General features: G+C 36.3%; 23 protein-coding genes and 3 pseudogenes. 9 read left to right on the top strand and 17 right to left on the bottom strand.

Annotated features, from left to right (window positions below; translation table 11 throughout):
• Positions 1-219: pseudogene (locus tag ACTL4S_RS12495) on the bottom strand (IS6 family transposase); the annotation flags it as partial.
• Positions 220-283: 64 nt separating this feature from the next.
• Here ACTL4S_RS12495 and ACTL4S_RS12490 point away from each other — a divergent pair.
• A pseudogene (locus ACTL4S_RS12490) lies at positions 284-556 on the top strand (transposase); the annotation flags it as partial.
• A 32-nt stretch (positions 557-588) separates the two neighbouring features.
• Here ACTL4S_RS12490 and ACTL4S_RS12485 read toward each other — a convergent pair.
• A pseudogene (locus ACTL4S_RS12485) lies at positions 589-1,536 on the bottom strand (site-specific integrase); the annotation flags it as partial.
• Between the two features lie 275 nt (positions 1,537-1,811).
• Positions 1,812-2,564, bottom strand: a complete 753-nt coding sequence (locus ACTL4S_RS12480) for a hypothetical protein (RefSeq protein WP_005006271.1) — start codon at positions 2,562-2,564, stop codon at positions 1,812-1,814.
• Positions 2,565-2,733: 169 nt separating this feature from the next.
• Here ACTL4S_RS12480 and ACTL4S_RS12475 point away from each other — a divergent pair, with 169 nt between their 5' ends.
• Positions 2,734-3,375, top strand: coding sequence for an N-acetylmuramoyl-L-alanine amidase family protein (locus ACTL4S_RS12475; RefSeq protein WP_005028445.1), 642 nt, complete (start codon positions 2,734-2,736; stop codon positions 3,373-3,375).
• A gap of 38 nt (positions 3,376-3,413) precedes the next feature.
• Here ACTL4S_RS12475 and ACTL4S_RS12470 read toward each other — a convergent pair whose 3' ends face one another.
• Entirely contained in the window at positions 3,414-3,947 is a 534-nt protein-coding gene (locus ACTL4S_RS12470) for a hypothetical protein (protein WP_005006266.1), read from the bottom strand.
• A 189-nt stretch (positions 3,948-4,136) separates the two neighbouring features.
• Here ACTL4S_RS12470 and ACTL4S_RS12465 point away from each other — a divergent pair, with 189 nt between their 5' ends.
• Entirely contained in the window at positions 4,137-4,565 is a 429-nt protein-coding gene (locus tag ACTL4S_RS12465) for a hypothetical protein (protein WP_005006263.1), read from the top strand.
• Positions 4,566-4,640: 75 nt separating this feature from the next.
• Here ACTL4S_RS12465 and ACTL4S_RS12460 read toward each other — a convergent pair whose 3' ends face one another.
• From ACTL4S_RS12460 to ACTL4S_RS12435, 6 genes are all read right to left on the bottom strand, one after another.
• Complete coding sequence (locus ACTL4S_RS12460) at positions 4,641-5,303, bottom strand: hypothetical protein (RefSeq protein ID WP_227553516.1); 663 nt, start codon at positions 5,301-5,303, stop codon at positions 4,641-4,643.
• A gap of 20 nt (positions 5,304-5,323) precedes the next feature.
• Positions 5,324-5,701, bottom strand: coding sequence for a helix-turn-helix domain-containing protein (locus ACTL4S_RS12455; protein WP_005006227.1), 378 nt, complete (start codon positions 5,699-5,701; stop codon positions 5,324-5,326).
• Between the two features lie 75 nt (positions 5,702-5,776).
• Positions 5,777-6,727: a tyrosine-type recombinase/integrase gene (locus tag ACTL4S_RS12450; protein WP_223213874.1), complete on the bottom strand. Its 951-nt coding sequence runs from the start codon at positions 6,725-6,727 to the stop codon at positions 5,777-5,779.
• An 8-nt stretch (positions 6,728-6,735) separates the two neighbouring features.
• Positions 6,736-7,308 (bottom strand): hypothetical protein, encoded by a 573-nt coding sequence (locus tag ACTL4S_RS12445; RefSeq protein WP_005006224.1) that lies wholly within the window; start codon positions 7,306-7,308, stop codon positions 6,736-6,738.
• Between the two features lie 113 nt (positions 7,309-7,421).
• Complete coding sequence (locus ACTL4S_RS12440) at positions 7,422-8,267, bottom strand: hypothetical protein (RefSeq protein WP_005006221.1); 846 nt, start codon at positions 8,265-8,267, stop codon at positions 7,422-7,424.
• Between the two features lie 118 nt (positions 8,268-8,385).
• Entirely contained in the window at positions 8,386-10,302 is a 1,917-nt protein-coding gene (locus ACTL4S_RS12435; RefSeq protein WP_005006220.1) for a hypothetical protein, read from the bottom strand.
• 111 nt (positions 10,303-10,413) lie between these two features.
• On the opposite strand from ACTL4S_RS12435, the gene ACTL4S_RS12430 reads away from it, so the two are divergent.
• On the top strand, positions 10,414-11,451 hold the full coding sequence (locus tag ACTL4S_RS12430) for a hypothetical protein (RefSeq protein WP_005006219.1): 1,038 nt from the start codon (positions 10,414-10,416) through the stop codon (positions 11,449-11,451).
• Positions 11,452-11,552: 101 nt separating this feature from the next.
• On the opposite strand, the gene ACTL4S_RS12425 is transcribed toward ACTL4S_RS12430, so the two are convergent.
• From ACTL4S_RS12425 to ACTL4S_RS12410, 4 genes are all read right to left on the bottom strand, one after another.
• Positions 11,553-12,389 carry a nuclease-related domain-containing protein gene (locus tag ACTL4S_RS12425; protein WP_005006218.1) on the bottom strand — a complete coding sequence of 279 codons (837 nt, stop codon included), beginning with the start codon at positions 12,387-12,389 and terminating at the stop codon, positions 11,553-11,555.
• A gap of 2 nt (positions 12,390-12,391) precedes the next feature.
• Positions 12,392-12,742: a hypothetical protein gene (locus ACTL4S_RS12420; protein WP_218646829.1), complete on the bottom strand. Its 351-nt coding sequence runs from the start codon at positions 12,740-12,742 to the stop codon at positions 12,392-12,394.
• A 350-nt stretch (positions 12,743-13,092) separates the two neighbouring features.
• Positions 13,093-13,401, bottom strand: a complete 309-nt coding sequence (locus tag ACTL4S_RS12415; RefSeq protein WP_262451006.1) for a hypothetical protein — start codon at positions 13,399-13,401, stop codon at positions 13,093-13,095.
• Positions 13,402-13,599: 198 nt separating this feature from the next.
• A complete protein-coding gene (locus ACTL4S_RS12410) occupies positions 13,600-14,289 on the bottom strand; it encodes a hypothetical protein (protein WP_005006214.1) in 690 nt (229 codons plus the stop codon).
• 218 nt (positions 14,290-14,507) lie between these two features.
• Here ACTL4S_RS12410 and ACTL4S_RS12405 point away from each other — a divergent pair, with 218 nt between their 5' ends.
• The 4 genes from ACTL4S_RS12405 (at position 14,508) to ACTL4S_RS12390 (ending at position 18,181) form a co-directional block, all read left to right on the top strand.
• The gene (locus ACTL4S_RS12405; RefSeq protein WP_005006211.1) at positions 14,508-15,026 is read left to right on the top strand and encodes a DUF2726 domain-containing protein; all 519 of its coding nucleotides are present in this window, start codon (positions 14,508-14,510) and stop codon (positions 15,024-15,026) included.
• A gap of 111 nt (positions 15,027-15,137) precedes the next feature.
• Positions 15,138-15,599 carry an H-NS histone family protein gene (locus tag ACTL4S_RS12400; RefSeq protein ID WP_005006210.1) on the top strand — a complete coding sequence of 154 codons (462 nt, stop codon included), beginning with the start codon at positions 15,138-15,140 and terminating at the stop codon, positions 15,597-15,599.
• Between the two features lie 242 nt (positions 15,600-15,841).
• Complete coding sequence (locus tag ACTL4S_RS12395) at positions 15,842-16,171, top strand: hypothetical protein (RefSeq protein ID WP_005006208.1); 330 nt, start codon at positions 15,842-15,844, stop codon at positions 16,169-16,171.
• A 201-nt stretch (positions 16,172-16,372) separates the two neighbouring features.
• Positions 16,373-18,181 (top strand): zinc ribbon domain-containing protein, encoded by a 1,809-nt coding sequence (locus tag ACTL4S_RS12390; protein WP_005006206.1) that lies wholly within the window; start codon positions 16,373-16,375, stop codon positions 18,179-18,181.
• Positions 18,182-18,261: 80 nt separating this feature from the next.
• On the opposite strand, the gene ACTL4S_RS12385 is transcribed toward ACTL4S_RS12390, so the two are convergent.
• From ACTL4S_RS12385 to ACTL4S_RS12375, 3 genes are all read right to left on the bottom strand, one after another.
• Positions 18,262-18,495, bottom strand: a complete 234-nt coding sequence (locus ACTL4S_RS12385; protein WP_005006205.1) for a hypothetical protein — start codon at positions 18,493-18,495, stop codon at positions 18,262-18,264.
• A gap of 195 nt (positions 18,496-18,690) precedes the next feature.
• On the bottom strand, positions 18,691-19,689 hold the full coding sequence (locus tag ACTL4S_RS12380) for a hypothetical protein (RefSeq protein ID WP_441299443.1): 999 nt from the start codon (positions 19,687-19,689) through the stop codon (positions 18,691-18,693).
• A 16-nt stretch (positions 19,690-19,705) separates the two neighbouring features.
• Positions 19,706-22,369 (bottom strand): type IA DNA topoisomerase, encoded by a 2,664-nt coding sequence (locus ACTL4S_RS12375; protein WP_024160892.1) that lies wholly within the window; start codon positions 22,367-22,369, stop codon positions 19,706-19,708.
• 355 nt (positions 22,370-22,724) lie between these two features.
• Between ACTL4S_RS12375 and ACTL4S_RS12370 the strand changes: the two genes are divergently transcribed.
• Complete coding sequence (locus tag ACTL4S_RS12370) at positions 22,725-23,246, top strand: hypothetical protein (protein ID WP_005028478.1); 522 nt, start codon at positions 22,725-22,727, stop codon at positions 23,244-23,246.
• Positions 23,247-23,332 lie beyond the last annotated feature (86 nt).

Below are 23,332 nucleotides of genomic sequence, written 5' to 3'. Positions count from 1 at the left end.
ATGTCGATCTGTAGGATTACGCCAATACCAACGTAAACGTTTTTCCATTTCTGGAGCATAACGCTGAACCCAGCGATAAATTGTGGTGTGATCAACATTCACTCCACGTTCGGCCAGCATTTCCTGAAGTTCACGATAGCTGATGCCATATTTACAATACCAACGAACAGCCCAAAGAATGATTTCACCTTGAAAGTGCCGACCGTGGAAGGGATTCATCTGCTGTATCTCGAAATAAATAAGATATTTAGCTTATCATGTCAGCCTATTTGCAACAGTGCCGAATGCAAAGCCTTGGAAAGATCAGCAAGTCAGGTCTATAGAACGAAATGAGTTATTGAAAACAGTCAAACTGCTAGGAAGGTCACTTTGGAAAAAGTGGTCTGGTTATCATCGTCGAAGTTTGGTGGAAACCAAGATGCATTGCATCAAATTATTAGGCGATAAATTAACAGCAAGGAGTTTTCCTAGTCAGGTGAATGAGATTCATGCACGCGTAGCCGTCTTGAACAAATTCACAGAATTGGGGCGCCCTCACACCGGTAATCCCCCCTAAAAATAAAAGGATCTAAAAGTAGAATTTTCTCTTAAGATATGTGAAGGAATTTCTTTTCGGATTTCATTTATATAGATTTGAAGAATTCTGTAGTCTCGTTCCTGCAGTTTAATTACTCGGTACGAATATTCATTTTTGATTTTTGGCTTTTTTGATCGATCATCGAACTCATCATCTGTATTTGTAATAATTAAACTAAAACTATGATTCTGAATTGATTTTTTAATAGAGTTGGTTGTTAGTAGCATAAGCTCACCAATTCTAAGACCATAGTTGAGCATGAGATGTATGATCAGAAAGTTTCTGAGTTGTACATTTTTAGATCTAAAAGGATTTAATTCATTGTATTTATTAGAGTTACTTGGTGAAATGACTGAATACAATCCTTTAATCATTTCCTGATTCATGCTCTTAAAATTATGATTTATCTCACTTTTAATTGTCTTATTGGCTTTTGAAAAATTATTTATAATTTTTTTCTTTATTGTCATATATTTATTCAAGTTTTCTTTAATTTTTTGAATTTCCTTCAACGTAAGTTGTGGCTGTGATTGCATGCTTAAGTATTCATTAATCAAGAAGTTGTAAAACTTTAAGAAGGATCTAACTCTATGACCAATTGTTGTGTAATTAATATGTTCTGAATTGCTTAGCCGTATAAGATTACTTTCAAGTTTTTTATTATTTTCTAAGTAAACAATGAAATTATCAATTTCACATTGAATGATCTCAAAATTATAGGATGTCGAATAGAACGACTCACAAAAGGACGTGGCAAACTTTTCAAACCAAAATTCATACCAAAATTTTATTGCGATTAAATCTGCATGCTGCGTAGAGATACTTTGAAATCTAAGAAATTTCATGGTGTACAGCATAGGGTACATACATGGACAGAATGAATCTAAATCAAATAAAAGAATAATTTGATTTTCGTTTGAGACTTTCTTTTCTAAATGAATTGTTTTTAAAGCAAACATAGTAAAGTTTATGAATTATTCTTAAGGTCAACATATCATATTTTATGATTGAAATAGAAATTAGTTAAGTTATTGAATCTTAGTTCAAGAAAGAAAAATATGAAGTTATTGTTAGGTGTATCGGAATTGTCATAATTAAAATTCTCAAAGGAGTAGAAAAGGCACTACCCCACAATTTTTTTCTCTCAAAATGTCATTCACTGTCATTTTTTAGTGGCAAGTACCAGGTGCAATTCTTTTTACGGTGTATTACACCGTAGATGTTTTGAGTGAGCTTAGCTGGCACCGTAAAAGTTTTGATCGACAAAATATCCAAAGTCAACTGGACTGTTAATCCATTTGCTAAACAAAACGTGAAACAGCAAATTATTGTAGTCTATATATTTTTCATAATTGTTCACGATACCTAAGTTCAGCAAGTTTTTTTCAAACTCAATGCGTTCAATGGGTTCTGATTTCACAAATGCATGGATGGATGCTTTGATTACATGATAATTATAACTTTCTGATGGACATTGACGTTCACATGAAATAATTCCAGCTTCAATGAACAAATTAATATTACGCTGCCAAGAACGTCCGTGAATGTGGTAATTCAGGCAGTCACCAAGTTTTTGCAGATCTGACAATTTAAAGGATTTGTTTTGGCAAACTGCAAAATATGTAAAGGTAAAATAACGATATGAAATATCTTTTTTTAATATCTTAAACTTAGGATTGTCATAAAAGTTAACATTAGCATTCGTTCTATATATTTTAAGGAACAGCTCACCATACTTACTTAATCTATAATATTTAGATGAGCGACAAGTAGAACGCCCTAGATCCTCTATCATCCCCAATTGGACCCAATTTTTAATAAGACGCTGAATAGAACGAACGAGCCATTTAGACTTATAACCCTCTAATTCATCTATATAGGTGCCTTTCAGGAAGTGAACACTCAATGGTCGTGGGTGATGTTCTACAAACTGAGTGAACAGTCGATGTATAAATTTTATATCCAAAATTGTATTTAGAGCTCTCATGATAAGTACTTTAAAACCATCTTAAAACCATCTTAAAACCATCTTAAAACCATTTTAACAAAACCTTTTAAACCTTTTAATTTTTTTTAAATTAAATATACTTAAAACCATAATAATAGCTTAAAGGGTTTTAATTGTGCTAAAGCTAAAATGTATATCGATATTAGCAATGTCAATCATTACACAATCTATCTTTGCTGAAAATTCAGTAGTACTTGATGTTGGCCATTCACCAAAACAAGCTGGATCTACTGCAGCTAACGGCTATCCTGAATACACTTACAACCTTAGCATGGTCAATTCTATTGAATACTTTCTTAAATCGCGTCATGTCCAAGTGCTCAGATCTTCAGTGAATGAAGATAAAGTCTCACTGGTTCAACGTGCGACCAGATACCCTAATGCTAATCTTTTTATTTCGGTGCACCACGACTCAATACCTACTGAGCTGACCAAGTACAAGAATCAACTCAAAGGTTTTTCAATTTTTGTATCAAAGAAAAATCCAGAATACGGAAAAAGTTTGAAATGCGCCAATCTCATTGGCCAGAACCTAAAATCAATTGGTGAAAGCCCTTCTACTTACCATGGCATTAATATACCAGGTGAAAACAAAAAGCTTTTGACCTCAAATGGCGTATATCAATATGACAATCTAGTGGTCCTGAAGAAATCACAAAAGCCGGCGGTTTTAATTGAGATCGGCGTGATTGCCAATCCTGAAGAAGCAAATCGCTTATCTAATCAGAAAGTAATCTGGAAAATATCTGAAAATATTGCTCAGTCGATACAGCAATGTTTAAACCAATAAGGTGCATGCTGCAGTAATCAATATGCACCCCTCTAGAATTAGAATCTTATGCCGACCGTTTCACCATCATCATTGACCGCACCAGCATCATAAGTGTTATGCCATACGCCATTAATCATGACCAAGTGTGGCGCCCAAAATGACACTGTTTGAATATTATGCAAAACATCATCTGGCGTATCGAAACTAGAAGCACCTATATAGCGGAAGAACATCAAGTTTTCGCCTAGTTCTTCAATATACATTTCAGGATCAAAGTCATCCAAAAACTCTTTATCTTCACGTATCACTTCGTTTAACTCAGTTTCAACGAGTTTGAGTAAAGCGGTAGGCGTAGGTAAACCATCATAAGCCCATTCAGACTCTTTACCTTCAAGTTCCATCCCATCTTTAATATCAAATGCAGCGACATATCCAGTAAAGTAATTTTCAGCTTGCGAGAAGTTATTCGGCATGTCTTGATAGTATCTATCAAGTACGGTCTTAATCTTTGCCAAGGTTGCATCAATCGTACTTTGAATTGCACTTTCAGCACGTTCTTGAGCTGTACCTCTTTGCTTAGCTTGCCCCATGTGTACCCCCTGATTATTCACATTTTGACTAGTATTTTATTTCTAAAGCCTATTGTTTCAGCACTTTAAACCGATTCAGTATATACCAAAGGTTTGCTATTTATATTTCATATATACGATAAGTCTCAAATACTACAAATGGCTTGGTAGCTAAGTGATATAACATGTTTTTGTGCTTCAGGCTTTACAATGCTTTTCTCAGATTATCTAGACCAACATGCCGTTATTCTTGCGCTATGTTTGGCAATCTGCATATCTTCAGTTGTGGTTTATACAAAGTATAGAACTCTACGCGCCGTTTATCTTACTGGTGCATCCCTATTCACTTTAACCGCCACAATATTTCTATCGATCGGATTTTATTTAACTACATTGGATGTATCTGCTTCAGATAGAAAGGAGATCCAAAGCATTATTTCTCAAGTGAGCCAAGACAAAAATATCGCTTCAGCAATTGAACTCAATCAAAGAAATAACTATGAATTATTGGTTGCAGTATCTCAAAAGAAAAACCTTACCTACTCAGATCTAGGCAGTATTCAATATGGCCAAGTACGTGACACAGTAAATTTGACGAAATATTCTCAATACAAAACTTTGGTGAATGCTGAGTACTAATATTTATTGTTGTTTGCGTTGTTCAAGAACACTGATTTATGCACTACTCGTTGTTCTTCCTCATATCGTATCACTTCATGAGCCACGCAATATAGAGATATATTTCTTAGACATTGTTTCCATAAAAGTTCTGGATAGAGTTTTGTATAGGTCAGGAATGTTCTTTTCCCAAAACAACAATATTTCACCCTTCGTTTTGCATAATTTAAAATCATCGGTATTGGTGAGATCCTCTACCTGTTGAATCATCACTTCCCTTTCTTTTTCTTTGGCTTGTTTTTCTAAAACTTTTTGTTCCTTGATTTTGTCTTGTTCAGACAAAAAGTTCCTACTTTTCTCGCGTTTTTCACTGTCAGTAATGAACTTAACCAAGTGGAATAAATGTTCCATCCATTCATCCGTATGGGTTAAGCCAAGGATGCAACCATTTAGATTAAAGCCAACATTAACCAGGCCTATATCTGATGATGTTTTATTTCTGATATTCAAAATGACATCTTCATCCAGTTCATTTTCTGCAATGAATTCGTCTATATAGTGTTGGTACTCTGGAGATAGAAAACCGTCAAAGGTATATCGAACAACTTCTACCAGTAAAAAATTAACCCCGAAAAGTTCAATGTGTTTTTCAATCTCTTCAACAGGGATTTCCAACTGCATTGTAGATACGAGGCTTTCTACGTGGACCAGTGGCTTACCAATTTGCTGTAACTTTTCATAAAGCTCATTTGCATTCATGGGTTGGTTCAATCCGTTTTTTATATTTTATTCAGCACAGCCAATGTCGCATTGAGCATATCGACTGAAACCTCTAATTTTTTTGCTAAACGGGCCATGTGGCCGTCATCAAGTATTCTTAATGCCTTATGTAATGAAGTATAGTTTTTTAGCTCTGAAAACTCTTCAATTTTTTCATTGATATAGACATCATCTAAACCAGCTTCTTCAAAACACTCAATTACAGATAAGCCAACATATGAAAGTTTCTGTTTTTTAACATATGTTGATTGTTTTTGGTCTATTAAACCAAGTTTCACAGCAATTTTGTGGCTTTCACCACGCTTAGGTAGTCGATTGTTTGTGATGACCCTTGTATTGAAAAATTCTTTTTTTACTTGTTCAAAAGTCTTAGCCATTACGGGCACCATCAAAAGTTAATTATTTCGATCGTTTACGATATATCTTTAGAAGTACAAGAAGCGAATAAATTATTAATCTTGGTTCGCTCTAGCGCGTGGATGTGCATCTTTATAAGAACTAATCAACGTTTCGTGATCTACAAGAATATATACTTGTGTCGAAGATAGTGATTTATGACCTAGCATTTCCTGAACGGCGCGAATATTTTTTGTTTTGTTATACAAGTGCGATGCAAAACTATGTCTCAAAGCATGAGTACTACCAATATGTCCAGAACCATGCGCCTTTAACAGAGCTGTAATGCATGCACCTAAATGGTTTTTCGCAATATGTTTGCCAGATGGTGCAATGAATAAATATCCGCAGTCTTCTACTCCAGCTTTTGAAATCCAACGATTACGAACTAAAAGCCAAGTAGAAATAGCCTCTAGTGATTTTTTTCCTAAAAAAACAATCCGTTCATTATTTCCTTTACCCAATACCTTTAGTTGCATAGCACTGAGGTTGATATCACTTAGTTTGATGGCATGTAATTCAGAGATACGTAAACCGCCAGAATAAGCAATTTCTGCAGCTGCTAGATCTCTTAACTTTTGATTATTGTATTTCGGATTTAATGGCGTCTTGTTATCAAGTATCTCATTCAACGTATTCACGGCGATCGGGCGCGGTAAGCTTTGATTTTTGAACTTAACCCGAATGTCAGAAAAGAAGTTTTCAGGTATATATTCCTTACGCAGACAATAGTTCAGGAAGTTTTTTAAAGCTGATAAATTTTTGTTGAGTGTTCTTGCAGAAACAATATCAACATCGATTCGATGCAACCGAAATGATGTGATGTAATCGCGGTCTAGTTCCAATAGATGTTTACCTTTAAAAAAAGGCATTTCTAACATCAAAAGTAAGCTCTTTTTGTATTCATTAATTGTCATGTCGGACTTATTTTCAAGCTTCAGGCTATCCAGCCATTCTTGAATCAATTCCTCATTCGTCATGCTATGCATGGAAAGGTTTTCCGACATAATAATGCTTAAAGCTCTTGGATGGTTTTTTCTAGCTGAACCTGTTCGTCAGCCTTACTTAATTTTATGACATTTTGCACAATATCCATATATTCTTTTACTGATATTTTGCCATCTGCTTTCGCTGCGTCCACAGTTTTGCGTAAAAATGGATTATCTGAATATTTTTGGAATAAAGTGAAGGCTTTAAGGTCATTCAACGCGTCTGCATTAATTGAGCCATTAGAATGTTTAATGATGCAATTTTTCACCTGGTTTTCAGGTGTTTTGATGTAAGTAACTTCGGGCATAAATAGTTTGTATTTTGTAACCAATTGCACCTCATTAGAAGCTAAGCAACTGTATACAATTTGCGATATTGGTTCTTTTGGACCACTAACACTCCACCCTCCCGTAACCATTAAAAATGGGATGTTTGAATACGGGTATTTGAATGTATCATCAACCAGCTTATTAAACTCATATGCTGTCGATAGGTAGCGATCGTTTGTAAAAACATCAACATGTGACATATCCTTCGGAACTTCTGTGCATCCCCCGATCATGATTACAGATGCAATTGAAAGAAGTAATTTCTTCATAGTTCTAACCTTAATTAGATATCCTTTCTAAGTTACAAGTAACTTTTGCTTAGGCTACGGTTAATATTTATCCAGGAACAAAATAAAGCGGTCGATAGTGACCGCTATATACATTAGAAATTGAATTTTTCAGTGTTGTACGCATAGATTTTATTAATATCAATGCGTTTACCTTGCATGGTTGTTATTGCAGTTGGTTGGAATTTAATTGCAAGATCTTTAATTTCAACGTCTTTCCATTCTGGCATGGAAGACGGTATATCAATAGTGCGGCGCTCTTTGGTACGGGTAGCTGGTATCCAGTGGTTTAACTTAACCATTGAGTCACCTAACAATGTACCTCTTTTGCGATCAACAATGCGTAAGTTTCCTTCCACCGAACGTATTTTTAAACCAGAATAGTTATCAATTCCATAAGTAAATGTGTTTTGGTTTTTACCGTAAAAACGTACTGTAAATTGATCGCGCATATAATAATCGTAATGTGCTTTTAATACCTGAAGCATAGTTTCACGATCTACAACATTTTCGACAATATCTTTGTCAGTACGTAAGGACTGCAGTTTATTAAGTGCTGGTTCAACATTCAATTGTTCGTCTGATACGTTTGGATTAACTAAAGGGTTACGTTGAGGGTAGAAAATATCGTTTAAGTAAGCTGTGTGCTGAACTAATAAATACATCGCTCGTTGTCGAGTATTCATCTGTTGATAAAGGTGAGCTGTCGCTTTGTATCGTTGATTTGAATTGTTCTCAAAATAGCTATCAGACAGTTTATATTCGCTGATTTCAGGTGTAAGGCCACCAGCAACAACATTAAAGTTTTTAGATGGCGTTAAAAGCCCCACGTAAGCTTCTTTAAAGTTTGGATTTGGGGTTGGTACATCATCATAAGCAAAAGCAGTATGTGCTATTACAGTACCAAGGATACCCACCATCGCAGTTTTTAATAGTTTCATTCAGTATTCTCTGTATAACTTTAAAAGGGTTTTATGTTTGAAAGTATAATACTTTATTTTTGTGCATTTAAAAAACCACTATTTAAACTTAAAGTAAAAATAATAATATTTCTTAAACCTATTTAACGCCATTCGTTAAACTATCGCTTAATCTCATTAGTCTTTTAAAGGTCAGGTAGTTTTTTGGTAGTAGTTTAGAATTAAGCGTTAAATTTGAGCATTGATCTAAGTCAATTTGGGCATTTTGATCGATAGGAAAGAGTTGTCCTTGATATGCAAAACCAGTCGAATTTTTAGCGATCGACTCAATCAAAAATACACCGTATTTATCTTGTTCCGTGGCCACTGTACTTAAACCACCTAAGGATGTAATCAGGTTTTTAAAATATCCTGGTATTGCGTTCTTAGTGCGTAAGAATTCTATTTGATTTTCAAATGCTTCAGGTGTGAGACATAACATAAAAGCATTTTTCTTTTCTTCTGGCGTTTCAAATACCTTGCCATTGGTCCACGACAGGATATTCGGCTTGAATACATGCAGTACTTCAACCGATTTAAGAAGATCCGCTACATTTGTTTTATGTTGTTCATCGGCTTCAGGCACAAACTGATTTTTGGTATATACCGCAGTACAAAACCACTCATAATCAATTAACTGATTATCGGCATCTAATGGTTCATACAGCAAATACACGGCGCTATCACGCTTAATGGCCAACAGTGGTGATACTGCATATTGTTCTGCAAACTGAGTGATTGCATCCAAGAGCTCACTTGATATGTTGAGTTTTTTGGCATTGAATTCATCGCAAATTAACAGTAATTCTTGAGTGAGTGTTGGTACCACGTTTAACGGCGAACCAGTCTTGTTCAGCATCTCGTTAATAGCATTCTCAATTGCCCCTTTTGTTAGGCTATTGATGAACTGCAGCTGCTCTAATGAGATCCCTTCATGATCCAAAGCCTGTATGACCAGATCAAAAGCATGACGAATTTTCTTCTCAAAATGGTTTGCGTACGATAATCCCCAAGCGTCAGAAAAAAATGAGACTGTTTGTTCTGTATAGCTGGTATTCATTAGGGTTTTGGCAAGTTGCGCGTTACCGATTAAGTCACTTTCATCTTCTAATTTTTTACGCAAGTACTTCTCAATACCTTGTTTGCGAACGTACTGGATCTTCTTCAGGTTTTGACTTGATAGCCAAGTCTTATATTGCGATACAGCATATTGAATGTTCATATCGGCATATGCAGTAATACGGCAAGGTATACCATCAAAGAACGTTGGTAGAAGCACCTGTAAGAGCTCTAAATCACAAAGAGAAGCATAGATAACGCCGTCAGCCACTTCAAGGTCTGTAATCTTCACTGAGAATGAGTGAATACCGACTCGAACCAGTATTAATTTATCGGTATTTATTAGCACCGCATCATAAGAACTTTCACTGGTGATATTGTTTGCTTTAACCCATTTTTCCCAATGGTTAACGATATGGCCAGAAAGCGCTTCACGAGTATCGAAAGGTTGATCTAGATCTGCAGTTGCACTTATGAACGTATCTAAGCTAAACGCATATCGTAAAGGCTTTAGCTCGATATATGTCTCAATCGCTGTTGTATGTTGCTGAATACCATTAGTAATGCTTTGGAGCTTCAGTGCATAGTTCAAAGCCTCAAGCTGGAGCACTTCATCATCACCGATCTGCTGAAACACCGATGTAGCATATGAAAAATTAGTTTGTTCGCCGTGAATATAACGTCTTTCTTGCCCAATCTGCAGATACAGATTTTTGGCATCAGATTGGACTAAATCTAGGTAATTTTGTGGCTGAAGATCCTGAGCAAGTTGCGTAAAAGGTATTTTAATTTTTGATACTTTAGGTGCTTTTTTTAAACCTTCAATTGATGTCGGAAATTCAATAACATCTAAAATAAAATCTAGGTTTAAAGTTTTAACATCTATGATCAAATGGTTTTTATAAAAACGTCCAATCAGGTTATTAAAAAAACAAACTTGGGTTTTATGGTTTAGCATAAATATACCTTTATGAATCTTAAAGATCATCTTATAATAGTAGTATAAGTTTTAATACTATTTATCATGTGGTATTTTTAAACAAAGATAAAACTTTTAGTGAGTTGTTTCATGACAGAATCAGTTGTACCAAATAATAGCGCTTCAGAGAACGCACAAATACCAGGTACGATCGGAACATCAGCCGTTGCAGAACACAAGGGCGATAGTTTTAACGGCACAAGCATCATCACGATTGGTCGAGTTGACTTAAGTAGTTCTATTGAGCCTCTATTTGTACCAGTCTCAACATTGTGGTCCATCACACCGGGTAATTATCCTTTAAGCGCAGAAAATATTAAAAACTGCACGGCAGTACGATTTGAGGGTGAAGAACTACTTACCCAAAACTTCGCATTAGGCTCAATTGTGGTTTATAAAATCAATGGTGTTTTAGGGAACCATGTAATTGTGGTCAGTGAGGATCGAGACGGCGGTAACGATAACCGTGCGATTTACTGCAATAGCTTCAATACAACATGTAATATCTTATCTCAGTACGGTATTGCCTTCGCTGAGCTATATCGCCGCAAAGTATTAGAGCTTGATCAAGTCCTCTATACCAACCTCAATAGATCCCTTTTACAAACTCTCTATGCAGAAAATGAAACTGACGTTATTGATTTAGAGTGGAATACAAAGCACCACCCTACTCTATACGTTCATGCGTCAAACTTAGTTGCATCTGAAGAGCACGGTTTTGTGAAATATGATGGTCGTATGGCTGGTATTGGTACCTTTTCTACAAAATGTCTAACTGCAGACCGTAACGGCAACTTAATTAAACCAGAGCTAGCCTTCCTCAATAACATTATTGAAATTAATGTTACTGAAAAAGATGCGTTAGAGTTCTTGAATTGCTCTATTACGAATAACCGCTTCTTTTCGCGTATGGTTGATCAACTCAAAAGTGCTGGTCGTAAAGAATATGACTTCATCACGAACAACATTGATTTCTTCGCCGTACATGTGAAGCTTAACCTTGAAGAAGATCGTCCTAAAATTACGCGAATGGTTTTAGCACCAGATTTACCAATTCTGGAAAACTATTTGTATAAGCAATACGATCCAACCTACCTTGGTGAAGCCGTTGACGACTTAATTCAGTAATACAGATCTAAAAAAGCTAAAAGCCTACAATGTAGGCTTTTTTAATGCAAAAAGGAAAAGGCTTAATAATTACGGAATCCCAACCTGAATAACTGATATTTTTAGCGACCAAAGATCAAACTAAATAAGTACCCAACCCCTTCACCTTTCATACCATTAGCAATATGAAAAGCAATAGCTAAACAGATGATGACCGTTCCATAGAAAAATAGGTACGGTGCTAAAACACCTTTGAATTTCTTTTCCATTTGATCATGTAATGTGTATTTGATCGGAGCGGAACTTTGATTACGACTATTATCACTTGGAGTATCACGATCTTCTGACTGAATAAGATTGCGAACTCTAGGAGCAACACCCTGATCCCAAGAATATTCTTTAAGTTTTAACTTGTTTACTAGGTATACAATATCATCACTAGCAAGACTAATCCCCTTGGTATGGAGTCTAGACAAAGTATCCACTGAATTGGCAATATCGGTAACATAAAACCACTTTCTTACCGAATGAGACAAATCCATTTGCGTACTAGATAACTCATTCAGGATGATGCAACCACTAATAAAACCTAAGTTTTGGTCGGTAAACAATTCAGCACTTTTGAACCACTCTAAAACAGCAAATCTGTTCTTCCGAATCTGAACAAATGGATTAATCTGAGAGCCACCCTGAACCTCAAGCTCACCATTAATCTGCCATTCCCCATTTTCCGACCCAACCAGATTGCCTGAATAGTTTTTTAGGTCAATAACAACGATTGCTTCCTTGGTGAAAGCAATAACATCAATTTCCTGACCTGACCACATTGTGTTATAGAACAAATAAATCCAATCTTCACTATTACCCCAATGAAGCTTCAATTGGGTTAATAAGTCTTCAAACATTTTTTGTTCATTTTTCAGGTGGCTAACATCACCATAATACGCATGAATAGTCATTATTAATCCTCATCCGTATAAAACAAAACTTCACCGCATTTAGCACAAGAGTTGCGAATTTTGTAAGTATTGTTTTTTAAGGCATATCTGCGAATTGATGTACTTTCGCAAAAACAACATTTCACGATATTTGTAGTCACAACACATTGAGGGTATTCAGTCTTATACCATTCAAGTGTTTGCGTGTTACGAACAAAGCGCTGTCTCTGCCACCCAATTTTCCCAATTGTTCCGTGGTAATGGAAATACAATCCTGCTAGAGAGAAACCACCACCCCAAACCAAAAAGAACAAACCAGAATTACCACCCATCAACACGTAGTTATAAATTAGCGCTGTGAAACCCACCGTCATAAAAAGACCAGTGAATATACTTGAAAAAATCACCTTTTCATTCCACCTAAAGTTTAAAAAATACTGCTTTCAATTAATTTCTAATAACAAATTCGAAATAATCACATCAACCCAATGCTTCTAATTTTCGAGCAATATATTGGTTGATTAAAAGTCAAGTTCCGAAATTTATGGTTTGAGCAATTTCATGATCCAACTATTGCTGATGCTGTAATGGACCCCCAAATGTCAGTTCCAATTTACTAAGCGACAGTTTTATAAAATATCAATAAAATACATTCAATATTCTAAAGAACTGTGCGACAAATTTACTAATCAATGTTGCGATAAGACCAAAAAATTACACTTAACTATGCGACAAAAATAGCAACAGCTAATGTGCAAACAAACACTAGCGTATATTTTGTCGATGTATAAAACCATGAGTAAATAAGCTCATTTTTCTCAGGTTTATTGTTTAAGAGCTTTGCTAAACCGAGCAATACACAAATCAAAGTGGTAGCAATAGTTGCAAACCACAGACCTACCTTAAACCCATAAAACAACATTGATAAATTTGTAATTTCAGCATTTGAGTGAACATAAGTCATAAGAAAACTAAAAAAGAATAATCCAATTACAAATTTCCAAATGAAGATATGGACATTTATTTTTTTCATCTAAATTCCCTTGAGCAAGCCTTATCGCATGGTTGTTTGGAATGTCGCATAGTTAATTAGAACTCACACCAAAATAATGAATAAAACACCCAATACCATGAGGAAACATAAAAAGGCGAATACATATAGGAACAGGTAAAAAATAACTTTAAAAAAATAATATAGTTTGTTCCTAAATATTCCTTACCTGTTTAGTGATTAAGGCGCTTTAAAATTCAATTGGATTTTATAAGTGTTCAAGACATCTGCTATAACAGTACCTTCAGGGATCTCAATCTTATCCCCTACTTTGTATGTGTTCACAAATTGCCAAAACACCGCTTTTTCTTGTGGATCTAAACGAGAAAGGATGTATAGATAAGCAGATTCAAGCTGTTGTTGGCTTGCATAGCTATCTACTGATACTACTGGCGTAGTTGCGAAGTTATAGTTCAATTCATCAAGAAGAGCTTCATATACAGTCGTACTTGCATACTTGCTGTATTTACCCTTGTTTTCAGGAACCGTATAGCCGTGGTTGTAATTGATCATACGAGCAACGTAACTGGCCAATAGTTCCGAGTTTTTAGGGTTTTGCTGTAAATAGTCTTCCAGCTTGGATTTATCAGCTTCGTGCGCCGTTAAAACCACTTCCCCGTTATTAATAACATTCAAGTTAAGTTTAATGCTCTTAATTTTACGAGGCGGTTGTTCAAATTCCGCACCATTAAAGCGATGTTTAACATTGATATAGTATTGTTCAATTGCATTCGCTTTAACTAAGGGAATTGGTGAAGATGATACAATTGGAGTTTGTGAGACTTTAACGGTTGTGTTGTTGGCATAGAGGTGTGCTGATAGCGAGATTGTACCAATCAGTAAAGCTAAAGTACGTTTATTAAATACCATTTTAAACTTTTCCAGTGAAATAGTCGGTGTTATTTGTGAGAACCAGTTTTACTTTTAAAACTACTTCTAAGCTGTCTTTACAAGATTATACTATTTTTAACATTGCATCACTAATAGTCCTTAAACATTTTTAGTTAATTCGTATCAATCACCGTTAAAACTATCTAATATGTTTAAGAAGTTTAAGCACCCTTTAAAATTTGTTGTGTATTAGGTTTATGGAAACGATTTTAAATTCCTTTTTGTTAAAGTCCATAATTTATTCATTATTGTTTTATATAGTGTATAAGTTTGTTTTTGCTTTATGTGGCGTATTTCGCAAACCTAAAACTAAAGCCAAAAAGAATTCAAAAAAAGGCTATCGTAAGCCTCAAAAGAATCAGGAGCTTGTATCTAAAAAAGTCCTTACAAAAGACGAGATTATAATGCTTGATGCACTAGAACAGGTCATTCCATCACGCAACATTTTGGTGCAAGTAAGCATGAGTGCTTTTATGACCACGCAAAACATAAGTACCCGAAATCAGTTTTCTAGGCTTTACGTGGACTATTTGATTGTTGATGAAGACTACAATCCTATATTATCTATTGAGCTTGATGGGCATTATCACAAATATACCCAGGATAAAGATAAAAGGCGTGACGAGCTTTTGAAGAGTGCTGGCATTCCTGTCATTAGGTTTAAGGAAATTCCCGACATAAAAGTTATAAGAAAAACCATTTCAAGGTATATTTAGGTATAAATACGATTAACTCTAATTGATTTTAATAATGTAAATGTGTAAAAATGGTTTTGTCGTAAGAGATATTTTGAATTAATTTTCAAATATATTTCTAAAGGTTTAATCATGAACAACTTAACTCGCAATACTGGAACTAATGACATGTTAAATGTATCAAAACCAGAAAATGTTGCTCAAATGTCACCTGTTGAACTTCAGAATTATATTGAAGAACTTCAACAACAACTAGTCGTTAAAGAAAATAAAGCTTTTCACGATGCTGTTAGTGCCATTAATGCAATCATTTCAGAAAAAATTACTGCCGATGGTGTTGTGGACATCCATACACTTAGCGAATATCTAAAAAACAACCACATTGATACCACAAAAGTTGAGCCTGTAAGACGTCAAAAACGTAAGCTTACGCATGAATGGGTTCACCGTGAAAACAACAGCTTACGTTGGGCTGGTCGCGGTCAAGTAATTAAATGGTTACGTGAAGAAATGATTGAAAAGGGTTTTGATCCTTCAGATAAAGAAGCTGTACGTAGTTATTGCGAACAAAATCTAGACCTTAAAGAGATTTAATCTTTAAAACTAGTGAAACCACCGTAAAAGGTGGTTTTTTTTTGCCATTATATAGTGTCGTTAAGCGATACCCTATTCTATTAGCTTTCAGCCGATAACAAGAAAATTTGCAATTGGTATATACTTAAACCGTTTTTATAAAGGTCACGTTATACAACGGACTAGTTTTAGTTAAATTTTGGTATATACATTATAAGTATATGTGACTATACCTTTGCTTATGTTTCGCTGGAGGCGATTAAATGTCATTCAAAACTCTATTATTAACTGGCTTATTATCTGTAGGTTTGGTTTTAGTTGGTTGTAGTAAAAAAGAAGAATCAACATCTCAATCAAAACCTATTCAACCAGATGAACAAATTGACAAAGTAGATCCATCTGCAGACCTACAAGCAGCGCGTGAAGCTTATGTCGATAATGAAAAACCTTCAAAAGTTGAGGGCCACGATTTTGATGCACATCAAAAAACTGCAGAACAAAATCCACCAAAAGAGGACGAGCAAAATGATATGTCTTCTATGCTGAACGCTGCAGCTGCAGATGCTCAAAAACAAGCAGATCAAAACAAATAACAGCACATAAGCTTGGTACATCTTTAAAGGGGATTCGTTATCCCCTTTTTTAATGCGCCTTTAAAATACTTTTTAAATTCCCTTATTAAAACTTAACTAAAACAGTGATTCATTTTAACTAAAAAAACTTTATACCCCACGACTTAGTTATAATTAACCAGTTAAAACGTAATTAGATAAATGCGTTAAGGAGTATTAAAAATGGCATATGAATATAACTCGCAAGATAAGCGGTTTGAATTCCCTAATCCCTACCGAATAGAAAACATTTTTAAAGTGATCGGTGCCATCGTTTTTATGCTGGCTGGCCTAAGCTTAATTTTCAGTGCAAAAGGTCTATTCAGTAACGGTGTATTTGTTGCACTACCACCGCTTATAGTTGGTCTAGCAATGTTCAGTTATGGCGCTCTACTGCTGACCACAGGCTTATCAAACCTAAAGTTCTACTTTGGTCGTGATCAACCAGCCGGACTTGCACAGGAGTTATCCATTCAAGAAACTGGTGCTTATCCTGGTGCAACCGATATTAAAGAGATCCTACGCCAAAGCGCTTTGATTTATGAAGAACCAAAAGGCTCAGTGAACGGGATTCTATATTCACTGTTCCCTAATCTTATTTTTTCGCCATTATTCATCCGTAACGCTGCAGAAGCTCAATTTCAAAATGCGATTGTTTTTCTGATTACCTTAGTGAGTGCTCTAATCGCGTATGTGGGTGCATCACCCAATACAGGTGCTTGGCTTGGGATTGTTTACAACGCCATTATTTTGATTGTTTTATTGCGTCCTATGGCTAATCCGAACTCAGGTGCACAAGAAATTGGTTTATCTAAAGTCATTGGTTTGGTTTTAGTCGCCATTCTTGGACCTGTATTGGTTCCTATCCTTACCCAACATGCAGTTGCACCTATTTGGTTGCCAAGCATGGATAAAGCAATTTTTACGTTAATTGCAGCGCTGATTGCGATTGCGATATTCTTCTTGGCCGTGATTGCTCAAATGGTAAAACAGCCACCACAAGCCAGTGCTGGAGTCGTTCAGGATAGTTTGAGTATGAATTGCCAACCAATGCAATTGTTTGATGAACTTGAACGCCATCTACAAAAGAATTGGGAAAGTGCTATTCCTAACAGAATCTATTCACGCCAGTTGCCAGTTATCAACTCTCGCAGTAAAAACGGTGCTTTTGAGGGTGAGATCTTAGAAGAAACTCAACCAGTGCCAATCAATACCCTTCGTGATATGACATTGAGCTCATGCTTCAAAGAAGAAAAGTATCGCTGGTTAGCCATCCTCAATAGTTTTGGATTGTTAAGTTTTATTGCTTCAGTCGTATTAATGACTATTTTTGCCAAAGGTCTATATAACGGAAGCTATCTGGATTTTAGCGACTTCACTTATGGTTTCTTTGGTGTATCGATGTGGATCTTAGGGAAGTTTTGTTTTGAGCACGGTAATTACCTATGGAGCCGTTTTGACTTTGTATCAAAACTAATATGGGTTGAGGCTAAAGGTAGCTATCAATTGTCTCAAATGAACTTTGGCCGTTACCTTGACGACAGCGTGAAATCACAAAAAGAAGTCATCAATGTTGAAACCATGACGTTACGTGTCTGGTACGCTGAAATTAGCACAACGACCTTCGGTAAATATCAAAACCGTGCGATCTTGAGCATGACTGCTTGTACTGATGATGCTGTTGTACTGAAAGAGCATTTAGCCGACTTTGCCAAAAGCCAAAGCATTGTGGTTGCCCCAACGTCTGAAGTAGATATTAACCGCATGTCATCTATGAACCAGATGAATAGCGCAATCAATAAAAGCTCACCAAGAACACATGGTACACATCTTGGATTGATGAATAACCCTGAAACACACAGTCAGGATCTATCAGATCAAGTACCCGTGATCATCAAACCGAAAAAGAATATGTTTTGTGTGAAATGTGGTGAACCACTTCAGGACAATATGCTGTTTTGCCCTCAGTGTGGTACCAAAATAGAAAGTTAATCGTTAAAGAAAATAAAGGAATGGATTACGAATGTGGTCCATTTTTTTTTGACATCAAAAAAATAATTAGAGTTCTAAAATTAAGAGTTTAATTGAGCGTTGACATATTCTTCGACAGAAAATCCCTTTACGCCAGTTTCTATAAGTGCATGCACAAAGTCTGAGAACGTCACTGGAATGTACCCTACTTTGAATAGTGCCTCATTCAACTCTTTGAACTTCAGAAAAACTTCTTCTTTATGTTTTTTCTTCAGCTTAAACGTGGACGGCAAATCTGCCACTTGCAGATCTTGAATTTTGATTGGGTTGTTCATAGCGTACCCGGTTGCTTAAAAGTTGCGAATTTAAACTATTGTAATGTGAAAATTAAAAAATGCAGAATAAATCTGCATTTTATTGTTTCATTTTTTTAAGATCTATTTGATAAACAGATGCTTAAATTAGTATTCTCAACCAAAAGCCAATTAATAGCGGATTAACCAAAATCAATCCGTTTCTTATTAGTATGTTTAATGTGTTGCTACTGGCGTACCAAATGCATCAGGATGTTGTGGTTGTTCACCACCACTTTGTTGAGCTTGACCAGGTTGACCAGCTGGAGCAGTTGTCTTACGTGCAGCTAAGTCCTTCATGATGTCTTGACAAGACATGCCCCCTGTTTCGTATAAGTTGTACGCAACAGGATCTTTTTTAGGATCTGGCGGTACACACTCCAATTCAGGTTCACTAGCAGTTGCAGAATCGGCATTCATTTTGTCCAGTTCGGTAGAAATCAATGTCAGATCGATGTCACTTGGCGTAATTGGACGACTGCTGATCTGCAAGCGATAAGTCATAGACGGCGTTAGCAGCGCATATAGTTCGCGGATCTGATTGGTCATAAGCGCAGGATTTTTCATTACGATTTTTTGGCATAAGAAAAGGTGCACGTTGTTCGGGCTACAAACACTTCCTTTACGCTGACTTGATTGTGGGTTTTGGGCATCCACTTTCAAGGGGTAGACTTCAATGTAAACTTCATACGGCGTATCTGGCTTAAATTGGAAGTTCTGCAAACTAGAAACGACAGTTGAATACGGTTCTGACGTATCTTGTGCATGACAGAATACTTGTGGTGCGTTACAGTCAAAGTTACGACTAATACGGTCGATAATTTCATTGCGCTGAGCAGCCAATTTCATACTTTCTTCTTTTACTCGTCTTGCAACTTCACTCTGCAGTCGAGCTTCAAGTTCAACATCGCTTTGTTGTGGACGTTCAACTTCGATGTTTTGATTGCCAAAAATAACCACAGCAAATAACAAAAAGAAAAGAACAACACCGCCAATCAAGATTAGCTTTTTATGCTTAGCAACAAAGTTTTCATCAATGTTTACTTTTTTGCCCTTCTTTGCTGTCTTGGCTGGCTGTTCAGGCTCACTTACATGTTCATCATCGGGTTGGATTTTGATCGCTTCTTCAGCTTCCTTCCCGATGTTGTCCATATCATCTGGTTCGTGATTACTCATTTATTCACCTATTCAATTATTTACTTGATTTAGCTTTTGTAGAGGTCGATTTAGACTTGGCTTTCTTTTTACCACGTTGAACTGGCTCACCGTTGTTGTCGTATCCACTTGCACCACAGCTAAAGCAATCCCATTTAAACTTACGTTCACCACGTAAATTAAATGCAGACTGAATCATGGTCTGACCACACTCAAAACACTTGGCTTCGTTGCCAGTGCGAGATTTTGTAAGTTGGGTATCTGGTGATCCATCTGGCAATATGTCGAAATAACGTTTACATGATGCAGCTTCACAACTGTATCGCTCTTCGTAAACACCAGGTTCTTTGCGGTACTTGGTATGTATAAGAGGCTTTTTACAGATACATGGATACTCTGTTTTGGTCACTTGGAATCTTGGCTCGTAGTTAGGACTACCATCAGGGAACACCTCTAATGGACCCGACTTACATTTTTTGCCTTTCAGGTTTGGATTGGATTTTTCACAAGAAAAGAAGTGATACGGCTTACCTGAAGAAGTTGAAATACCTTTTAACTCACGCAACCAACCGCCACACCCTTCAAGCTGACATTTGTATGTATGGTTACGGCGATATTCGTCAAAATCAGGAACCAAGTTACCGCTTTCGTCATTTGTAGAACGGTATGTTTCTTTACAGGTGCCATCTACGAACGCACGTTGAGAGCACTCAAAAAATACAGATTTATCAGTTGTAACCTGAGTCAGTGTTTTGCCACATAAACATAAATGAGTAGTTGGCTCACGTACAGTTGGCTTACCCGGTTCATCTTTACCATCAACATTTCTGTTTGGCGCTGAACTTTTGCATGAATTACATGACCAGTAGACCGATGTTGTTTTGTCGCGATTGGTACCGATTTTCGGCAACATGCGTCCGTCATCACAGTTATTACATTTGTAGATAGGGAATGAATCAAGCCAATGTTTTGAGAACTGTCCTAATTCACTTTCAATCCCTAAATGGAACTTTTGGAGTTCTTGTTTGTAATCGGCATCACCAGTAGCGATTAGATCCAGTGTTTCTTCAATTTCTTTGGTGTAAAGCGGATCTGCAAAACTAAACTTACCTCTAATGTTTTGAATCAAGGTCAATCCATGCGGTGTAACTTCAATTTTCTTTTTAACAAGCTTGATATAGCCGTGCTTGATTAAACGTTCAAAGATTGATTGATAAGTACTAGGACGACCAATTCCTTTTTTCTCAAGTAATTTGACCAATGATGGTACGGTGTAGCGTGAACGTGGTTTGGTTTTGGTCGCGATAACTTTACCAGCAATAACATTGTGGTTTTGACCGACCTCAATATCCATAGGTAGCGTATGTTCAGGTTCTTTTTCTGAATCTTCTTCACCGTCCACGTATTCAAGTGCATTTTCATCAATACTGTAGGTCTTTAATAAACCCAACCAACCATCTTCCTTTAAGATACGGCTAGAAGCTTTGAATTCAGCATCTTTAGTAATGCTTTCACCATCTACATTGAGCGTGACATCTTTATAGACACCTACAACGGATTTAACTTCGTATTCAGCTGGAGCCATTTGCGATGCAACAGTACGCAACCAGATTAGACGGTATAGATCCTTTTGAACTTTGTCCTCACCAGCTTCAAAGGTAAAGAAGTCACTAGGACGAATACATTCATGTGCTTCTTGAGCACCATCGCGAGATTTGGCTTTATTGCCGATAATCGCAATGCCCTCTCTCTCACCAAAAGCTTCTAGAGCTTGCATGCCCTCAGGCGAAATTACGGCAGCATCAGTACGATGGTAAGTGATATAACCACCTTCATATAACTTTTGCGCTGCATCCATAGTTTGTTTTAGATCCAAACCAAGACGCGCTGCAGCTGCAGCTTGCAGATCAACAGTAATAAACGGCGCTGGAGCACTACGGAAAGATGGCTTAGTTTCAACACTGGTAATGGTTAAGTCTTTTTTATCAATTTCGCTTTGTAGACGGGTAATTGAAGCTTTATCTAACCACTGGTTATTGTGCACATCCTTCATTTCAGGATTAAGCCACTTAGAAAAATCCCATTTCGCAGCCCAACCTTGTTTTAGAGTTACTTCAAGGTTGTAATGTTCATGTGATTTGAAGTTTTTCAGTAGATCTTCTAAATCACCAAGCACAACGAGTACGGCAGATTGAACACGGCCAACAGGAAATTTGCCTTTTAAAATATTTGAAATTGGCTCATACAAGTAAAAACCGATCATACGGTCAAGGAAACGGCGTGTTTCTTGAGATGCCACCATACCTTGATCCAGCTCTTCACCATTTTGAAGTGCATTAGCGATCGTAGTTTTATCAATAGCGTTATATTTGACGCGAATATACTGATCGTCAGATAAGTTCAGGATACGTTTTAAGTGATATGCAATGGCTTCACCTTCACGGTCCAAGTCAGTTGCGAGGAAAACCGTATCTGCATTTTTAGCAGCCTGTCTTAATTCTTGAACAACGCGTGTTTTATTTTGAGATATTTCGTATTTAGGAACAAAGGCTGGATATGAGAAACCGATCTCATGATTAGGTAAATCACATACATGGCCAACTGAAGCGCGTACAACGAATTCGTGCGGATACAGGTCATCCAAGATATGTTGAATTTTTTCGACCTTTCCGGGTGACTCTACTATGAACAAACTACTCATTAAAATTCATCCAATTTTTAACTTTCTTTAGTAATAATTACTGAAGTTAATCTAGTAATGGTTTAAGTATATACAATTTTAAAATGTTTAAATAGGTTTAAGGGTTGATAAACAAACACTTTTAAGGGCTTATTTCTTAATCTTTAGTTGGATGAACATTTCAAGTGGTTAAATTACTTCCTGTTTTCAATAATCTACGCGAAAAAAGACAACAATATTTATCTAAAATTATGGGAAAAAATGGCTTAATTGTTTGAAAATGCACTGTTTAACCGTCACAAATTAAAATTCCAAAAATATTATTTAACGAATTAATGTTGTACTATAAAGGTATCGTTTGTTTTAAGCTAAAACCATGATTAAAAAACTTATAGTTTTAAGCACCTCATTGTTAATCATCGGGTGTTCGTCTACGCCACAAGAGAAACGCTTAGATCAATACCTTGAAGATACGAAAACTGATGCAAAGGAACGTAGTATTGACTGGTATTACAAACATGATTACGAGCGTAGTAATGTTTTAAATATTTGTTATTCCATTTATATAGATTCTGCTAAGAAAGCTGGTTATTACAGCGATGATGTTAGTGATGGCCGAGAAAAGTATTTAGACGATAGCGTACAAAAAGAAATGTACGCCTCAAATGACGAATGCAATAAGGCATATAAGGCTCAGGATATTCTAGATAACTTTGTTGCAAGCAATAGCCTTCCACAAGAGTCTTATGAAGACAAGTTAGATCCACAACAAGAACCAAATTCAACACCAGAAGTATCACCTGAAGTACCAGAAGTGTCACCTGAAGCACCAGCAAATGAACCAGTCGCCACAAAACCACCAACACTGGAGGAATTAACCAATGCGAATCCGCAATAATGCGCTCATATGCCCAGGCCAATTTTTGATTCGATCTGCATTCTTTTTGCCCTAGCCATTTTACCTATAATAATTATTGGTATTGG

It is taken from the genome of Acinetobacter lwoffii (assembly GCF_052078135.1).
In the GTDB taxonomy this organism is placed as follows: domain Bacteria; phylum Pseudomonadota; class Gammaproteobacteria; order Pseudomonadales; family Moraxellaceae; genus Acinetobacter; species Acinetobacter lwoffii_Z.
The sequence above is the reverse complement of the archived record's forward strand: the minus strand, read 5'-3'. Positions and strand labels throughout refer to the sequence as shown.

Bases quoted from the DNA above. Each gene is read 5' to 3' on its own strand.
- ACTL4S_RS12480 (WP_005006271.1), bottom strand. From the start codon at position 2,564: ATGAGAGCTCTAAATACAATTTTGGATATAAAATTTATACATCGACTG.
- ACTL4S_RS12475 (WP_005028445.1), top strand. From the start codon at position 2,734: ATGTCAATCATTACACAATCTATCTTTGCTGAAAATTCAGTAGTACTT.
- ACTL4S_RS12470 (WP_005006266.1), bottom strand. From the start codon at position 3,947: ATGGGGCAAGCTAAGCAAAGAGGTACAGCTCAAGAACGTGCTGAAAGT.
- ACTL4S_RS12465 (WP_005006263.1), top strand. From the start codon at position 4,137: ATGCTTTTCTCAGATTATCTAGACCAACATGCCGTTATTCTTGCGCTA.
- ACTL4S_RS12460 (WP_227553516.1), bottom strand. From the start codon at position 5,303: ATGAATGCAAATGAGCTTTATGAAAAGTTACAGCAAATTGGTAAGCCA.
- ACTL4S_RS12455 (WP_005006227.1), bottom strand. From the start codon at position 5,701: ATGGCTAAGACTTTTGAACAAGTAAAAAAAGAATTTTTCAATACAAGG.
- ACTL4S_RS12450 (WP_223213874.1), bottom strand. From the start codon at position 6,727: ATGTCGGAAAACCTTTCCATGCATAGCATGACGAATGAGGAATTGATT.
- ACTL4S_RS12445 (WP_005006224.1), bottom strand. From the start codon at position 7,308: ATGAAGAAATTACTTCTTTCAATTGCATCTGTAATCATGATCGGGGGA.
- ACTL4S_RS12440 (WP_005006221.1), bottom strand. From the start codon at position 8,267: ATGAAACTATTAAAAACTGCGATGGTGGGTATCCTTGGTACTGTAATA.
- ACTL4S_RS12435 (WP_005006220.1), bottom strand. From the start codon at position 10,302: ATGCTAAACCATAAAACCCAAGTTTGTTTTTTTAATAACCTGATTGGA.
- ACTL4S_RS12430 (WP_005006219.1), top strand. From the start codon at position 10,414: ATGACAGAATCAGTTGTACCAAATAATAGCGCTTCAGAGAACGCACAA.
- ACTL4S_RS12425 (WP_005006218.1), bottom strand. From the start codon at position 12,389: ATGACTATTCATGCGTATTATGGTGATGTTAGCCACCTGAAAAATGAA.
- ACTL4S_RS12420 (WP_218646829.1), bottom strand. From the start codon at position 12,742: ATGACGGTGGGTTTCACAGCGCTAATTTATAACTACGTGTTGATGGGT.
- ACTL4S_RS12415 (WP_262451006.1), bottom strand. From the start codon at position 13,401: ATGAAAAAAATAAATGTCCATATCTTCATTTGGAAATTTGTAATTGGA.
- ACTL4S_RS12410 (WP_005006214.1), bottom strand. From the start codon at position 14,289: ATGGTATTTAATAAACGTACTTTAGCTTTACTGATTGGTACAATCTCG.
- ACTL4S_RS12405 (WP_005006211.1), top strand. From the start codon at position 14,508: ATGGAAACGATTTTAAATTCCTTTTTGTTAAAGTCCATAATTTATTCA.
- ACTL4S_RS12400 (WP_005006210.1), top strand. From the start codon at position 15,138: ATGAACAACTTAACTCGCAATACTGGAACTAATGACATGTTAAATGTA.
- ACTL4S_RS12395 (WP_005006208.1), top strand. From the start codon at position 15,842: ATGTCATTCAAAACTCTATTATTAACTGGCTTATTATCTGTAGGTTTG.
- ACTL4S_RS12390 (WP_005006206.1), top strand. From the start codon at position 16,373: ATGGCATATGAATATAACTCGCAAGATAAGCGGTTTGAATTCCCTAAT.
- ACTL4S_RS12385 (WP_005006205.1), bottom strand. From the start codon at position 18,495: ATGAACAACCCAATCAAAATTCAAGATCTGCAAGTGGCAGATTTGCCG.
- ACTL4S_RS12380 (WP_441299443.1), bottom strand. From the start codon at position 19,689: ATGAGTAATCACGAACCAGATGATATGGACAACATCGGGAAGGAAGCT.
- ACTL4S_RS12375 (WP_024160892.1), bottom strand. From the start codon at position 22,369: ATGAGTAGTTTGTTCATAGTAGAGTCACCCGGAAAGGTCGAAAAAATT.
- ACTL4S_RS12370 (WP_005028478.1), top strand. From the start codon at position 22,725: ATGATTAAAAAACTTATAGTTTTAAGCACCTCATTGTTAATCATCGGG.